We start from the raw sequence: 14,389 nt of genomic DNA, 5'->3' as shown, positions 1-14,389 counted from the left end.
ATCTCCCGGCTTCAGCCGGGAGAGCACTTCAATGGTACAACGACACGCAGCACAACGGCTTGTACGTCGGGAACGGCAAGGCCATCCACGCGCCACGTACCGGCAAGAACGTCGAGATAGCGCCGGTGGACTCCATGCCGTTCTTCGCCGCTTCGCGGCCCTGATTCCCGGCCCTGTTTCCCCGCTCCGGCTCCGGCTCCGGCTCCGGCTCCGGGGGAAACGCGCACCGGTGGCCCCGGGTTTGCGCGAACGCTCATCGCGGACGATCAATGAACCGGGCTCCAACGAATTGTTCGTATTACCGCATTTAGGTTCGTTCCATGCACAACACTCGCCCGACCTCCCTGCGGGAAGCCGCCAAGTTCCTCGGTGCCAGTGTGCTCGCGGGAGCCGTCATGGCCGGTCTGGCGGTGCCCGCCGTGGGCGCCCTCGGCCTGGCGGCGAAGGGCTCGGTGGAGAGCTTCGACGAGCTCCCGGCGAACATGAAGACACCGCCGCTCAGCCAGCGCACCACGATCCTGGACGCCGACGGCGGCCGGATCGCGACCGTCTACTCACGTGACCGCACGGTCGTCGGCATCGAGCAGATGTCGCCGTACGTGCGCAAGGCGATCGTCGCGATCGAGGACTCCCGCTTCTACGAGCACGGCGCGGTCGACCTGAAGGGTGTCCTGCGCGCGCTCGACCGCAACGCGCGCAGCGGCGAGGTCACGCAGGGCGGCTCCACGCTCACCCAGCAGTATGTGAAGAACGTCTTCGTGGAGGAGGCCGGCGACGACCCGACGAAGGTCGCCGAGGCCACCCAGCAGACCATCGGCCGCAAGATCCGCGAGCTGAAGTTCGCGATCCAGGTGGAGAAGGAGCTGGGCAAGAAGAAGATCCTCGAGAACTACCTGAACATCACGTTCTTCGGCCAGCAGGCCTACGGCGTCGAGGCCGCCTCCCAGCGCTACTTCTCCAAGTCGGCCGAGGACCTCGAACTCCGGGAAGCCGCCCTGCTCGCGGGCCTGGTGCAGTCACCCAGCCGCTACGATCCGGTCAACAACGAGGCGCAGGCCGTCGAACGGCGCAACCTCGTGCTGCAGCGGATGGCCGAGGTCGGCGACATATCCCCGGCCGACGCCGAGCGGGCCAAGAAGCAGCCGCTGGGTCTGAAGGTCAGCCGCCCGCAGAACGGCTGCATCACCGCCGTCAGGGACGCGGGCTTCTTCTGCGACTACGTACGCCAGGTGTTCCTCGACGACCCGGTCTTCGGCAGGACCGAGGAGGAGCGGGCCAGGCTCTGGAACCGGGGCGGTCTCACGATCCGCACCACCCTCGACCCGCAGGCGCAGGAGTCCGTCCGGGCGTCGGTCCGCAAGCACGTCTATCAGAGCGACGACGTCGCGACGGCCGCCACCGTCGTCGAGCCGGGCACCGGCCGGATCCTGGCGATGGGCCAGTCGCGGCCGTACGGCGTCGACACCGAGAAGCAGGAGACGACCCTGAATCTCTCGGTCGGCTCCGACAAGGGCGGCGGCGCGGGCTACCAGCCGGGGTCCACGTTCAAGCCGATCGTGGCCGCCGCCGCTCTGGAGCAGGGGACACCGGCGACGAAGAGGTATTCCTCGCCGTACGAGATGGACTATCCGACCCCGGTCTCCGCCTGCGACGGCGCGACCTGGAACGAACCGGGTGTCCCGGTCGAGAACGAGAACGAGTCGGAGGTCGGCCCCTACGGCATGACGGAGGCCACGGCCAAGTCCGTCAACACCTACTTCGTGCAGCTGATCAGCGAGATCGGCATCTGCCCGGTGACCGGGATGGCGAAGAAGATGGGCGTCGAGCGCGCGGACGGCAGGGAGATGCAGCAGGCCCCGTCCATCGCCCTCGGCACCCAGGAGGTGTCGCCGCTGACCATGGCGAGCGGCTACGCCGCGTTCGCGGCGCGCGGGATGTACTGCACACCGGTCGCCGTCGAGTCCGTCACCCGGCAGGTCGGCGACAGGAGCGAGCCCTTGAAGGTGCCGAAGTCGGCCTGCTCACGCGCGATGTCCGAGACCACGGCCGACACCGTCAACACCCTGCTGCGGGGAGTCGTCGAGGACGGCACAGGAAGGCAGGCGGGCCTCGACGGCCGTCCCAGCGCGGGCAAGACGGGCACCACCGACTTCCGCTACGCCGCCTGGTTCGTGGGCTACACGCCGAACATGGCCGGCGCCGTGTGGGTCGGCGACCCCGCCCACGAGCGGAAGATGATCGACATCTCGATCGGTGGCCAGTGGCACTCCAAGGTGTTCGGTGGCGCGGTGCCCGGCCCGATCTGGCGCGACATGATGAGCGGCGCGCTGTCCGGCAAGGCGGCACCCGACTTCACCCTCGTGAACATCCCGGACGACCGCGGAGACGGCGCCGGCGACGGCAACCGTGAGCGTGGCCGCGACCGCAATGGCGACCGCGACCTCGATCGCGGCGGGGACGACGGCGTGCGCGACGCAAGGTAGCCGCCGGGTCGATCGGACTCCCGCCGGGGGGTTCGCTGAGTCCGGGGGCGCCAAGTGGCCGTCGCTCATGGGGCGTCGGCGTGGATCAGGGCGACGACCCGTTCGGGTTCGAGCAGCGTCGCGCAGCAAATGGAAGCGGCTGGGCGGCAGCGCCGGCGACCTGGTCGTGCTCGGCGCCGATGGCCGAGACCGGCGCGGTGAGACCGCGCAGCCGCTCCAGACAATCGAAGAACGCGATCACGCGCAGCACCTGGCCAAGGGATCATCCGTCCCCCGCGAGGTCTACGTGCCCCCGGCTCAGGGGCAGAAGACGCACCCAACTTCTGTGCTGGTCAGGCAAGGACGAGGCGGGCTGTGGGCATCCCCTGTGCTGTCGACCTGACTACGGACGCAGGGGTTCTCGCATCATTGTGGCGAACACCGGAGAATCCTCGAACGGCTGCTGACGGCCGATCTGCTTGTACCCCCAAGCCTCGTACACGGCCTTGAGTCGCCCATCGGAGAGCGCTGGATTGACGAGCAGGGTCACGCGCTGCTCCCGGCGCCGCGACAGCAACTCTTCGTGAAGAGAACGAGCAACTCCCGCGCCGCGAGCGCCGCGCCACTGCCGCCGGACGAGGATCTCGTTGAGAGCGAGTGTGCGCTTGCCGTCCTCCTTCAGATAGTCGGTCGGCAAGGGCTCCTGCTCCGCCGACCACCATCCAGTGTTCTCTCCGAGAGGCACGGCAAATACGTAGCCGATCGGCTCCTCAGCACGGTACGCGACGACTGCTTCCCAGCCTGGCCTGGACGAATACGCCGTGAGGCGTTCATCGAACCGGTCACGCCGGTAGAAGGGCCGGTCCATCAGCCCGAACTCGCCACGCACCTCCACGTGAATGTCGAGTATGAGCTCCCGAACCTCTGAGACGTTGCTGGTGCGGTGGTAGGTAGGGGTTGTGCCCTTCATGCGGCTGCCTTCCGATGCTCGAGCCACGCAGTGGTGTCGGAGCTGCGCGGTGCCAGGGCTGTGAGTCGGTTCGTGAAGTCGTTCAGGAGCATGGATACGCGGCCGTGTCGTGCCATTGCTGCCGGGACGATACGGGCTGAGGCGACGGCAGGCTCGATGTCGCCTTGGCCGAGCTGAGCAAGGGCGAGGTTGGCGTACGTCAGGGCGTGGTTCCGCTCGAGGTCCGGCCGCAGTCCGGCAAGGCATCGGTGTGCATGGCGCTCGGCTTCGTCCCACTTTCCGAGGCGCAGGAAGGCGAAGGTGGCGAGGCTGTCGAGCTCGGCCTGGTCGTAGAAGCCCATCCACGGCGGGCGGTGCTTCGCACTGTCGGCACTGTCGAACGAGGTTTGTGCGAGCCCGATCGAGCGGAGTGCGCCGCGCTCGTCTCCCTGATCGGCATGGAAGGTGGCCAGCCGGGCCATAGCCAACGAAGCGTAGAGAGGGTCGCAGCGGGTGATGGGCGTGGCGCGGGCGGCTTCACCGGCGGCGATGGCGTCCGTGGGGAGGCCGAGATGCCGGTACATGATGGCGGCGTGGCCCCAGACGCGGTAGAGGACGAACCGGTTCTTGGCGAGGCCGGCGAGCGTGACGGCCTTGTTGAGGTAGGGCTCAGCCTGCGTGAGGCGCTGGCCGTCGATGGCCGCCCACATGGCACTCGCGGTGAATGCTGCGGCGACCCCGTAGAGCTCGGACCGGATACGACTGGACGCGGTATGGGTGTTCTGCAGGTGTACCGCTTCGTCAGCGAGTGCAGCCGCGTGCTCCTGGAGCTCCAGCGTGCCGCCGTACTTGTTGTCCATGGAGACGACGGCTGCCAGCTTGGCATTCATCCGATCGACGTCGGCTGAACCAAGACGGCGTTGCGCACTCGTGGGCGCGGTCAGGGATGCGCCAGCGGCAGCAGCCGCGGCCAGGAAAGCGCGTCGATACACGGGGTCGTCCTCAGGTGCTGGGGAGAGCTTCGGGTCCGTACTCCCCCGAGGAACGAAGCCTAACTCCGTGGCAGTTCGACCCGTCACTGTCTCGAGAGCCGTTCTCAGCAGGGCGTTCGGTGACCTGTGCTCGCCACGGAGCAGCTTGAACACGTGACGGTCATGGATGGTTCCATAAGCGCCCGTGAGGTCACCGATTGCCGTGTTGACCAGGGAAGTCAACTCCCCGACGGACATCATGTGCCCGGCCAGCCACGCAGCTAACGCGTCGTTACGTGTAACCGACATGACCGAACGTCATGAGGAGGGGTGTCCCCAAAGAGTAAAGGGACAGCCAAAACGGCAGGGGCGATGCGCACAAGTGGGTGCCAATACGGCATCCCCATGGCCTGGCCAACGGCGGTTATCTGGCTACACGGAGGGCAAGCAGGCAGCGGTCATCTCCTGCTCGCACTCCCCTCCTGCCCCAAGAGGACGTGATGACGACGACAGCCCTACGGATGCCCCGCCCGGTCCACCGCGATGGCGAGGTGCTGCACCAGCGGATCGCGGTCGCACCCCGCTCCGGCGATGCTCTGCCCTGCGCGGAGGACGCCTCTCGGGTAAGGGCCATACGAAGGATCGCGGCAGCCAGACTCAGAAGCTGCGGACTCGAGGCTTTGAGCACCGAGGTGGCGCTCATCGTCTCCGAACTGCTGACCAACGCCTTGATGCACAGCGGCACTACGGAAATCACCCTCCACCTCGGACTTCAGGACGGATTCCTTCACGTCACCGTCATCGACGGCATGCCGGGTCACGCCGCCCGCAAGCCGACCACCGACGACGCCGAATCCGGGCGAGGCCTCGCCCTCGTCCAGGCCGTGGCCAGCGAGAACGGCGGGACCTGGGGAACCAGCAAGGACGGTGCCGAAACTTGGTGCAGTCTGCGCGTACCGTCCAAGGAGCGCCCGTGAATCCGCCGGCCACCCTCCCCCGCTGGACACAGCGCACCACACCGTGGACGCCACCTCTTGTCCCCGAGGATCTGGCTGACGTCTTAGCCAAGGCGCGGCAGTGGACTCCCTTCGACGGCGAGGGCTTACTCGACGACGTCGGCGCGGTCCTGGACGACGTCGTCCCGCTGGAAGAAGACCTCGAGGACCACGCTCGGCGGCTCCGCGGGCACTTGATGAGGCTCGTGGACATCGCGATCGCCGCCGAAGTCGGTCAGAAGGACGTCGAAGCTGACCGGCTGATCCGACAGGCCCGCGACCTACGAGCCCATGACCTGCCCGGGGACCACCGGCAAGCCGTCGGTCAACTGCGCCGGATGGCCTGGTCTGTGAACGAACTCCTTGAGCGCCTCGCCGCGATCAAGTGCCTCAAGGAGGCAGCGTGATCGTCCCTCCCTTCCCGTACAGCCCGCCCAGAAGCCCGAGAGAGAACCGTCCCGTGCACCCCCCGACCGAGTCCGTCGTAGTTGCCTTCATCGGCCAGCGGGAGGAAGACGAGGCGGCTGCCGGCACGCTCACGATCGTGGCGCACGTCTCGGGACCGCGGCTGTACTACAGGGACGAGGACCGCACCCGAGCCACGATCTGCACCAACCGGCCATCGGTGTGCCCCAGGCACACCGATCCGCACTGAGGTTCTCCACGTAGACCCCTGTCCGATGGCCCAGCGGATCCGGTGGGCCACCAGACAGGTCGTACCGACACCCACCGTAGAGAGGAAGAATGATGACCACAGCGAAAATCCCCTTCGCCGCGCGCGCCGCAGCACCGCCGTGCCTGGTGACCACCTCGATCGCCGGGGTCCGCTGGCACGAGGAGCGCCAGATCAACCTGGCCGCCGACGGCAAGCCCTGGCACACCAAGGCGCAGGCCGCTTCGACGACCGACACCAACCTGGACGGCAAGGGCGACGACGTCTCCGACCCGTACTTCGCGCCGGCGTCATGAGTGCCGCCGCCCGCCCTGTGCTCGTTGTCGCTGAGCAGCTCGACGCTGCGGCCGACATGGTCGTCGACCAGCTCAACCGGCGCAACGTGCCCGTGATGCGTTTCGACGTCGCGGAGTTCCCCCAGCGGCTCACCCTCACCGGTAATCACCTGCCCCAGGAATCGGGCTGGACGGGGACGATCGACGACGGGCGCCGGACGGTGCGGCTCGAAGAGGTGCGGGCCGTCTACTGGAGGCGGCCCGCACGTCCGCAGATCGCCGCTTCCGTCCCTGAGCCCTACGCCACTTGGGCGCAGAACCAGGCCGACGCCGCAATCCTCAACCTCCTGAGTGCTCTGTCCGGTGCTCGATGGCTCAACGACCCTCACGCGGACCGGGTCGCGGCTCACAAGCCTCAGCAACTCGTCGCCGCGACGCGTTGCGGGCTGATGGTGCCGCGGAGCATCATCACCAACGACCTCGAAGCGGCACGAGCCTTCGCAAAGGAGGTGGACGGACCGCTGATCTGCAAGCCCGTCCTTGGCGGCCGGCTCGACGTCGGCGAAGACCGCAGCCTGATGGTCGCAACCCACCGCGTCAACTCGGAGGACTTCGACGACACCATCCGCCTGACGGCCCACTACGTCCAGGAAGACATCACCAAGGCGTACGAGGTACGTCTGATCGCCGTCGGCGGCGATGTTTTCGGCGGCAAGCTGATCACCACCAGCAAAGCCGCCGGTATCGACTGGCGGACCGACTACAACCACATCGAGTACGACACCGTGGCCGTCCCCGCCGATGTCGCCACCGGGGTGCGCCGGTTCCTCGCCTACTACGGCATCGCGTTCGGCGCCTTCGACTTCGCCGTAACGCCCGCGGGGCAGTGGGTGTTCTTCGAGAACAACCCTTGCGGCACCTGGGGCTGGGTTGAGAACCGTACGGGTCTGCCGATCGCAGCGGCGCACGCCGCATACCTGATGGGAGCAACCGAATGACCTGGCCCGACAGCGGCACCTCTGCCTCCGCGCGTCAGCAGATGGCCGCGGATCTCGCGGCCGGGCGCTGGAGCGACGCGTTCGCCGCCGTTCCCCGCCACGTGTTCGTACCCCGCTTCTTCCAGCAGAACGCCGAAGGAGGATGGCAGTCCGTGGCCTGGGGGGGACCCCAGCTACCTGGACTCGGTCTACAGCGATGCGGCGCTGACCACTCAGCTCGACGGACATGGTGTCCCCACCAGCTCGTCCAGCCAGCCATCCATCATGCTGAGAATGCTCGAAGCCCTGGACGCCGCCGAGGGCCACCGAGTGTTCGAGCTGGGCACCGGCACCGGCTACAACCTGGCCCTGCTCTGCCACCGACTCACGGACGCCGACGTGACGAGCGTCGACATCGACGCCGGCCTCGTCGAGACCGCCCTCCGGCATCTGCGCACAGTCGGGGTGAAGCCGACCGTGTCCGTCGGCGACGGCGCGGAGGGCTACCCGACACGAGCGCCGTACGACCGCATCATCGCCACTGTGGGGTTGCACATGATCCCCCGGCCGCTCCTGCAGCAGGCGGCTCCCGGTGCTGTGGTCGTCGCCCCTCTCGGATACGGCATCGCACGCGCCACGGTCACGGGGGAGGGGCACGCGGTCGGCACCTTCCTGGCCACTCCAGCGCACTTCATGGCTCGACGGGTCGACGGAGCGCCTCCGCGGTTCGACACGGCCAGAGAGCAGCCGCCGACCGACAGCAGCCTTCCGCCGGCGGATCTCTTCGGACGGCTCAAGTTCCCCGCCTCACTGGCACTGCCCGGCTACAGTTCGTGCTCCTGGCGCGACGATGACGGGAACCTCAGCGCGGTAGGGCTGTGGACCTCTGATGGGTCGACCGCCATTGCGGACGTCTCCGGAGCCGTCCGCCAGTACGGCCCGCAAAGGCTCTGGGACGTCGTTGAGGGCCTGGCGAAGGTCTTCGCGGACGCACCAGCTCGCGAAGACTTTCGGCTGACGATCACGCCCACCCGACAAACCGTCTCGTACGGAGAAACCGACGGGCCGAGCTGGGCCCTGCCCAGCAGCCCATAGCCACCGCGTCCAGGTACCGGCTTCACTCGTCCGCCGACCGAGCGATCAACCGGCGCTGTACCAGCGATTGCTCATCAGGCACGAGCAGTCGACGTTGCAACCCCATGGCCCCGCTGCCCTCGCCGGATTCGCCCGTCTCCCGTCGTCGAGGCAGGTGGTTCGCTGGCGGCATGCACCCGATCCTGGTCACCGGCATGCTGCCCGCCGTCCCTCGTCTGCTGGCCCGATGCCGTGCGCTGGCCGCCGTCAGCGCGCTCGTGCACAGTGGCGAGGGCGCGCCGTCAGGGCCGCCCGTCTACACGCTGAGGCCGTCGATCGACGGGAGCCGGCACCACTACGGACCGCGGCCGGTCTCCGTCGGACCGGTGCTGTCCATGGCCCACGACGGACACCACTTCGACGTCCTGTTCAGCGAGGCGGGCACCCTCGTCTGGGGCTTGTCGGCGCTGGACGAGCCGTCCGGCGGGGCGTCGCACCGGCCGTTCCACGGTGAGGAGTTCACCGGGTTCACGCCGTGCCTGCCCACCGAACTGCGCGCGCTGCTGCCGCGCCAGCTGTTCAACGTGCTGGCCTGGTGCCGGCCCGGTGACGAAGCCTGGCACGTCCTCGACCCGTCCGGCGCCCTGTCGGGTGACCGGGCCCTGCTGCACGACCTGACGGCCCACCCGACCGGCCCCGGTCTGAAGTGGCTCGGCTCCCCGTGGCCCGCGGAAACACTGTGGGAGGTGCTCGATCTGCCCTCCGGGACCCCCGCGCCGACAGGACCGGCACGCGGTGACGACCGCGGCGAGGAGGTGTTCCGTTGCCGGGACGACTCGGGGCTCATCACGACCGCCGTCTTCCGCCGTGACTCCGACGGCAGTCACCCCCTCCACCTCGGCATGCGGATCGGCGTGCCGGACGACATGGTGGTGGTCGGCGGTGGTGCCGTCACCCACGGAGAGCCGCACGGTGCGCTGCTCACCGCTTCCTGCCCCTCCCCCGACGGCGGCGCCTGGGTGGTTTCGTCGAAGGACCATCTCGTCGCCCAGCCGCACACCTTGACCGGATACGCCATCGGTCTGGCCGTCGACGGTGTCGGTCCCGCGCAACTGGCTTCGCGGCTGCTGAGCGTCCGGCGCGTGCGCGGCACTGTGGCGGCGCATCCGTCGGCTTCCGCCGCCGCACCGGAGGGACATGTCCTCATCGGCGGCGGGTTCCGGGTGAACTGGCACGACGGGACGCAGGCTCTCGGACCGGGCAGCCTGGCCACGGCCTCCTTCCCGCTGAACGGGACGTCCTGGGAGGTACGGGCCAAGGACCACCTCCTCCCGCACCCCTGCACCGTGGACGCGTACGCCGTCGGTCTGCGGAGTTCCTTCACCGTGGCGGGCCGCCGGTACCGGGTCGACCGGCGCGTCGCCTCGGCGCCGAGCGGGACGCGGACCACCCGGCCGTCCGCCGTGGTCACTTTCGACGGCTCCGGCCACGCGTTGACCGGTGTGGGCGCCGAGGTGCGGTACGACGAGCCCGGCTCGATGCTGTGGCGGCTGGAGCCGCTGGTACGGGACGGGGGGTCGGTCTGCGTGGCGGCGAGCGGGAAGGAGCACCTGGAAAGGGCGTCGGCGACGTCCGTCGCGTTCGGGCTGGGGGTCCGTCTGGTCGCCGACGACCTCAAGCGGCCGGTGCAGTAGACCGCTCCGGCAATTCAGCCGTCAGCACCGGTCCCGCCGTGGCTCCAAATGCTCAATGGGCGTGAGCAATTCCAACCCCTTTGCAGGGCTCGACGCGCACCAAACAGAGGTCCCCGACGGACAAATGCCTCTTTCTCTCCGTCGAAGCATGACGGCTTTGTCAGTGGGTCCCGTTAGCGTCCCCAGCCATGTACGCCACCACCCGGTGGCGGCACATACGCAATTCAAGTCGAGCGAAAGGCGCCTCGTGAAAACGCAGCTGCACCGGACAGCATTCGCCGTTCCCGTGGGGGTACTGGCCCTCCTTGTCTCGGGCTGCGCGGAGACGGAGAAGAAGTCGACGGGATCCGACCGCGCCGCCACGCAGGAGAGTTCCTCCGCCGGGACGCAGGAATCAACCGGGGAAAAGCCGCCGACCAGCGCGCAGTTGTCGACCATGCTGCTCCAGCCGGGAGAACTCGACGGCTACGACATCAAGGCCTCCGACTCGGCCAAGGTGACGAAGGCCTACCGCGGGGACACCAGCGGTTTCGTCACGTCCGACAAGCCCGAATGCACGCCGCTGGCCGGGATGCTCGCCGCGCTGCCCGGAAAGGACGCGGTCGGCGCGGCGGGCACCACCGGGGTGGCCGGAGCACCGGAGAAGGAGGAACTCGACAGCCCGCCCGCGCTGGACGAGGCGATGGAGGACGGCTTCGACGCCCTCGGGAAGATGCGTATGGACGTCCTGTCCCTGTCTTCCTACGCGGGTGAGGCCGGCGCGAAGGAGGAGAGGGACGCGGTGTCGAAGGCCGCCCGGTCCTGCGCGGGCGGATTCGAGATCACGATGTCGAAGGAGGGCGCCGAGGCCTTCCAGCCGGAGGCGGCGGGCAGCATGGAGACCATGCCCATCTCCTCCGTCACAAAGGTCCCCACCAAGTGGGGCGACGACGCCTCCGCGTGGCGGCTGGAGATATCCGAGCAGGGCATGAGCATGTTCCTCACGGTCGCCGCGGTCCAGAAGGGGCCGGTGCTCGTCAAGACCAACTCGGTCGTTTTCGACTTCAGCGGCAAGGGCAAGGGCCGGCTGCCCGAGGAGGCGATCGAGGCGCAGCTCGGCAAGCTGAAGTGAGCGGCGCGGCAGCCTCCCGGGGCGTCTGCGCGTGACGTCCGGCGTCCCGGTCCGGGTTCCGTCCTCCGTGCGGGGACGGAACCCGGACCGGGCGCACCGCTCCGCGCGCTCAGGGCGCGTGCAGGGCGAGCGTCGGGGACAGTCGCGCGGCCCGGACCGCCGGGTAGAGCCCGGCGAGGGTGCCGATGGCCAGGGTCGCCCCGGCCCCGCCGCCCATCGCCCACGCGGGCACCGTCCAGGGCATGCCGCCCGTCATCGCGTAGATCGCGGTGGCCAGCGCCCCGAGCACGACCCCGGCCAGACCGCCGAGTCCGGACAGCATCAGCGACTCGACGACGAACTGGAGCCGGATCTGTCCCCGGGTGGCTCCGAACGACCTTCGCAGACCTATCTCGTGCTTCCGCTCCAGCACCGAGATGATCATGGTGTTGGCGATGCCGACCCCGCCGACCAGCAGGGCGACACCACCGAGACCGAGCAGCAGGCTGTTGAACGCGGCGTCCGAGGCCGCCTTGGCCTTCAGCGCCTCCGACGGGTCGGAGACCTCGACCTCGTGCGGTGCCTGCGGATCGACGGTGCGGGGCAGCAGGTCCTGCACCGCCGTGACCCGGTCGTCGGTGGACCGCTCGTACACGGCGGTCGGATGACCGTCGAAGCCGAGCCAGGTCCGGGCCCCCGCCCAGCCGACCAGCGCGGATTCGTCGACCTCGGGGGCCATCGGCAGGGGGTTGAGGACGCCGACGACGGTGAAGTACCGGCCGCCCAGCCAGACCCGTTGGCCGCTCTCGGTGATGCCGAGCCGCTTCGCCGCCGTGTGCCCGAGCACGACGGCCGGGTAGCGGCCGTTGGCCTTGTTGAGCCAGGTGCCCGCCGCCATGGAGCCGCGCAGCGTCTCCTTCAGGCTCTCCGTGGCGGCCTGGACGGCGATGCCTCCGGTCTGCGTCTTCGGGATGTGCTCGGAGCGGTAGACGTGCACGCCGTCGAGACCGCCCAGCGCGCCGACCTGCTCCACGCCGTCGATCGCGCCGACGGTCCGGACCGCGCTCTCGGGGAGCTTCACATCCTCACCGGGAACGAACGACTGCCCGGGCCTGACCACCAGCATGTTCGTGCCGAGCCGGTCCAGTTCCCGCATGAGCGCGGCCTGGCCGGTGGCGGAGATCCCCACCACGGCGATCATCGTGGCGATCCCGATGGCGATGCCCAGCGCGGACAGGACCACCCGCATCGGCCGGCCCCGCAGTCCCGCCGACCCGACCTGGAGGACGTCCGCCAGGCCCAGCCCGGCGGGGGCGAGACGCCGGTCCCCGCGGCTCACCGGGCACCGCCCGGAACGCGCCTGCGGGTGTCCTCGACGACGCGCCCGTCCAGGATGCGGACCTGGCGCGGCAGGGACTCGGCGAGTTCCCGGTCGTGTGTGATGACGGCGATGGTCGCCCCGTCGGCGTTGAGTTCGTGGAGCAGTTCCATCACCGCCTTGCCGGACGCGGAGTCCAGCGCCCCGGTCGGCTCGTCGGCCAGGAGGAGCTTCGGCCGCCCGGCAACCGCGCGCGCGATGGCCACACGCTGCTGCTGGCCCCCGGAGAGGGCGTGCGGCCTGTGCCCGACGCGGTCGGCCAGCCCCACCCGCTCAAGGGCGGCCCTGCCCCGGCGCCGGCGCTCGGCACGCGCCAGACCGGAGTAGCGCAGTCCCTCGGTGACGTTGTCCAGCGCCGTAGCCGCGGGTACGAGGTGGAAGGACTGGAAGACGAACCCGATGTGCCGGGCGCGCAGTGCGGAGACCTGGCGGTCGGACAGGTCGCCGACCGTGTGCCCGGCGATGGCGACCGTGCCGGCGGTGGGCCGGTCCAGGGTGCCGAGGATGTGCAGCAGGGTGGACTTGCCGGAGCCGGACGGGCCGACGATGGCGAGCAGTTCCCCGGCGGTGACGGTGAGGTCGACACCGCCGAGGGCGGTCACCCCGCCCGGGTACTCCTTGGTCACCCCCGTCAGCTCGGCGACCACCTCCGCACTCGTCGCCGTATGCCCAGCAAGGACCTCCGGGTCGGATTCGGCAGCCCTGTCGACGGCGCCGTCGCGTGCTGTGGCACCCCCGCCCACGGCGTCCGCGTTCGCCGCGTGTCCGGTGTCCGTCATGCCGGGACACCCACCTTCATGCCCTCGCGCAGGCCGCCGCCCGACACCTCGACCCGGCCGTCGGCGAAGATGCCCAGCTCCACCGGTACGTCCCTGGCCTCGCCGTCATCGACGACACGGACGCCGAAGCCGCCGTTCTCCAGCGCCAGGAGCGACTCGACCGGCACGGACAGCACGTCCTTGCGGCGTTCCCCCGACAGCGTCACGGTGACCGGCGACTTGTCGATGCCCCCGACCCGGCCGGGCCGGTCCAGCTCGACGGTGATCTTCACCTTCGGGGTCTTGTCCTCCGACTGCCGGTCGACCTCGGCGGTCCTGCCGACCGAGCTGACCTCGCCCTTCACACTCCTGCCGTCGGGGAGCCGCACGGTCACGACGTCCCCGGTGCCGATGTCGTCCGCCTCGGAGACCTCCAGGTCGAACTGCACGACACGTTCGGAGCTCGTGGTCGTCAGTACCGTCACACCGGGCTGGGACCGCCCGCCGAGCGTGGCCGGCGCCGTCTGCACCCTCACCGCCGAGGGCGCGAACGCGATCTGCTCGGGACCGATCGTGCCGGTCTCCTTCAGGCCATGGCTCTCCTGCCAGGCCTCGACGCCGCGCTCGGTGCCCTCGGTGAACTCGTCGTCGGCCACGAGTCCGGACCCGAAGCCCAGCGCGATGAGGTTCTGCTTGAGCTGGCGCACGTCCGCGCCCTCGTCGCCCTTCTTCAGGGTGCGGTAGGCGGGTTTGTCGCCGTACATCAGACGCACGGCGGTGCCGTCCACCTCATAGAGCCTGCCGTTCCGCTTGACGGTGGACCCGGCTGCGGGCAGCCAGGTGAAGGTGCCCTGTCCGCCGGCCGTGAGCTTGCGCTGGGACGAGAAGGCGAGCGTGCCCTCGACGTCGGTGGAGCTGACCATGGTCTGGCGTACGACCGAGGCGGTCCTGGTCGGGACCGGTACCGGGGCGTCCTGGGCGGTGGATCCGGAGGTGTCGGAGACGAGGGTGGCCGTCAGCAGGCCGCCTGTCGCGACCAGGCCCGCCACCAGGGCGGCGAGCAGCGGTTTCCTGAGCTTCATGGTCGTGTCCT

The 14,389-nt window shown here is 69.4% G+C and carries 15 protein-coding genes; 9 read left to right on the top strand and 6 right to left on the bottom strand.

Features of this window, described 5'->3' with window-relative positions; translation table 11 throughout:
- Positions 1–320: 320 nt before the first annotated feature.
- Positions 321–2,483: a transglycosylase domain-containing protein gene (locus tag DN051_RS41995; RefSeq protein ID WP_112443040.1), complete on the top strand. Its 2,163-nt coding sequence runs from the start codon at positions 321–323 to the stop codon at positions 2,481–2,483.
- 85 nt (positions 2,484–2,568) lie between these two features.
- Here DN051_RS41995 and DN051_RS45565 read toward each other — a convergent pair whose 3' ends face one another.
- The 3 genes from DN051_RS45565 to DN051_RS41985 form a co-directional block, all read right to left on the bottom strand.
- Positions 2,569–2,724, bottom strand: a complete 156-nt coding sequence (locus DN051_RS45565; RefSeq protein WP_159054291.1) for a hypothetical protein — start codon at positions 2,722–2,724, stop codon at positions 2,569–2,571.
- A gap of 141 nt (positions 2,725–2,865) precedes the next feature.
- Complete coding sequence (locus tag DN051_RS41990; RefSeq protein WP_053763451.1) at positions 2,866–3,432, bottom strand: N-acetyltransferase; 567 nt, start codon at positions 3,430–3,432, stop codon at positions 2,866–2,868.
- Positions 3,429–4,691, bottom strand: a complete 1,263-nt coding sequence (locus DN051_RS41985) for an NsdA family TPR-like regulatory protein (protein WP_484420473.1) — start codon at positions 4,689–4,691, stop codon at positions 3,429–3,431. Before DN051_RS41985 ends, DN051_RS41990 begins: the two co-directional genes overlap by 4 nt.
- Positions 4,692–4,882: 191 nt before the next feature.
- Here DN051_RS41985 and DN051_RS41980 point away from each other — a divergent pair, with 191 nt between their 5' ends.
- The 8 genes from DN051_RS41980 to DN051_RS41945 all read left to right on the top strand — a co-directional run bounded on the left by DN051_RS41980 (position 4,883) and on the right by DN051_RS41945 (position 11,181).
- A complete protein-coding gene (locus DN051_RS41980) occupies positions 4,883–5,359 on the top strand; it encodes an ATP-binding protein (RefSeq protein ID WP_112443039.1) in 477 nt (158 codons plus the stop codon).
- The gene (locus DN051_RS41975) at positions 5,356–5,784 is read left to right on the top strand and encodes a DUF6415 family natural product biosynthesis protein (RefSeq protein WP_112443038.1); all 429 of its coding nucleotides are present in this window, start codon (positions 5,356–5,358) and stop codon (positions 5,782–5,784) included. The genes DN051_RS41980 and DN051_RS41975 overlap by 4 nt, the downstream gene beginning before the upstream one ends.
- A complete protein-coding gene (locus tag DN051_RS41970) occupies positions 5,781–6,032 on the top strand; it encodes a hypothetical protein (RefSeq protein WP_112443037.1) in 252 nt (83 codons plus the stop codon). The genes DN051_RS41975 and DN051_RS41970 overlap by 4 nt, the downstream gene beginning before the upstream one ends.
- A 92-nt stretch (positions 6,033–6,124) precedes the next feature.
- Positions 6,125–6,346 (top strand): hypothetical protein, encoded by a 222-nt coding sequence (locus DN051_RS41965; protein ID WP_053763446.1) that lies wholly within the window; start codon positions 6,125–6,127, stop codon positions 6,344–6,346.
- Positions 6,343–7,323 (top strand): MvdC/MvdD family ATP grasp protein, encoded by a 981-nt coding sequence (locus tag DN051_RS41960; protein ID WP_162625177.1) that lies wholly within the window; start codon positions 6,343–6,345, stop codon positions 7,321–7,323. Before DN051_RS41965 ends, DN051_RS41960 begins: the two co-directional genes overlap by 4 nt.
- A 21-nt stretch (positions 7,324–7,344) precedes the next feature.
- Entirely contained in the window at positions 7,345–8,397 is a 1,053-nt protein-coding gene (locus tag DN051_RS41955) for a methyltransferase domain-containing protein (RefSeq protein ID WP_342781617.1), read from the top strand.
- 170 nt (positions 8,398–8,567) lie between these two features.
- Complete coding sequence (locus tag DN051_RS41950; RefSeq protein ID WP_112443035.1) at positions 8,568–10,070, top strand: hypothetical protein; 1,503 nt, start codon at positions 8,568–8,570, stop codon at positions 10,068–10,070.
- Positions 10,071–10,317: 247 nt separating this feature from the next.
- On the top strand, positions 10,318–11,181 hold the full coding sequence (locus DN051_RS41945; RefSeq protein ID WP_162625176.1) for a hypothetical protein: 864 nt from the start codon (positions 10,318–10,320) through the stop codon (positions 11,179–11,181).
- Positions 11,182–11,290: 109 nt separating this feature from the next.
- Here the strand turns inward: DN051_RS41945 and DN051_RS41940 are convergent, their stop codons facing one another.
- Genes DN051_RS41940 through DN051_RS41930 form a run of 3 tightly spaced genes read right to left on the bottom strand, consistent with a single transcriptional unit; the run spans position 11,291 to position 14,378 of the window.
- Entirely contained in the window at positions 11,291–12,499 is a 1,209-nt protein-coding gene (locus tag DN051_RS41940) for an ABC transporter permease (protein WP_053763441.1), read from the bottom strand.
- Positions 12,496–13,317, bottom strand: a complete 822-nt coding sequence (locus tag DN051_RS41935; RefSeq protein WP_112443033.1) for an ABC transporter ATP-binding protein — start codon at positions 13,315–13,317, stop codon at positions 12,496–12,498. The genes DN051_RS41940 and DN051_RS41935 overlap by 4 nt, the downstream gene beginning before the upstream one ends.
- Positions 13,314–14,378, bottom strand: coding sequence for a peptidoglycan-binding protein (locus DN051_RS41930; protein WP_112443032.1), 1,065 nt, complete (start codon positions 14,376–14,378; stop codon positions 13,314–13,316). Before DN051_RS41930 ends, DN051_RS41935 begins: the two co-directional genes overlap by 4 nt.
- Between the last annotated feature and the right edge of the window lie 11 nt (positions 14,379–14,389).

The sequence above is a fragment of the Streptomyces cadmiisoli genome, from assembly GCF_003261055.1.
Classification (GTDB): Bacteria; Actinomycetota; Actinomycetes; order Streptomycetales; family Streptomycetaceae; genus Streptomyces; species Streptomyces cadmiisoli.
Note: the sequence above shows the minus strand (reverse complement) of the source record. Positions and strands in the feature narration are given on the sequence as shown.

Coding starts and splice junctions, on each gene's coding strand:
- DN051_RS41995 (WP_112443040.1), top strand. CDS start 321: ATGCACAACACTCGCCCGACCTCCCTGCGGGAAGCCGCCAAGTTCCTC.
- DN051_RS41990 (WP_053763451.1), bottom strand. CDS start 3,432: ATGAAGGGCACAACCCCTACCTACCACCGCACCAGCAACGTCTCAGAG.
- DN051_RS41985 (WP_484420473.1), bottom strand. CDS start 4,691: ATGTCGGTTACACGTAACGACGCGTTAGCTGCGTGGCTGGCCGGGCAC.
- DN051_RS41980 (WP_112443039.1), top strand. CDS start 4,883: ATGACGACGACAGCCCTACGGATGCCCCGCCCGGTCCACCGCGATGGC.
- DN051_RS41965 (WP_053763446.1), top strand. CDS start 6,125: ATGACCACAGCGAAAATCCCCTTCGCCGCGCGCGCCGCAGCACCGCCG.
- DN051_RS41960 (WP_162625177.1), top strand. CDS start 6,343: ATGAGTGCCGCCGCCCGCCCTGTGCTCGTTGTCGCTGAGCAGCTCGAC.
- DN051_RS41950 (WP_112443035.1), top strand. CDS start 8,568: ATGCACCCGATCCTGGTCACCGGCATGCTGCCCGCCGTCCCTCGTCTG.
- DN051_RS41935 (WP_112443033.1), bottom strand. CDS start 13,317: ATGACGGACACCGGACACGCGGCGAACGCGGACGCCGTGGGCGGGGGT.
- DN051_RS41930 (WP_112443032.1), bottom strand. CDS start 14,378: ATGAAGCTCAGGAAACCGCTGCTCGCCGCCCTGGTGGCGGGCCTGGTC.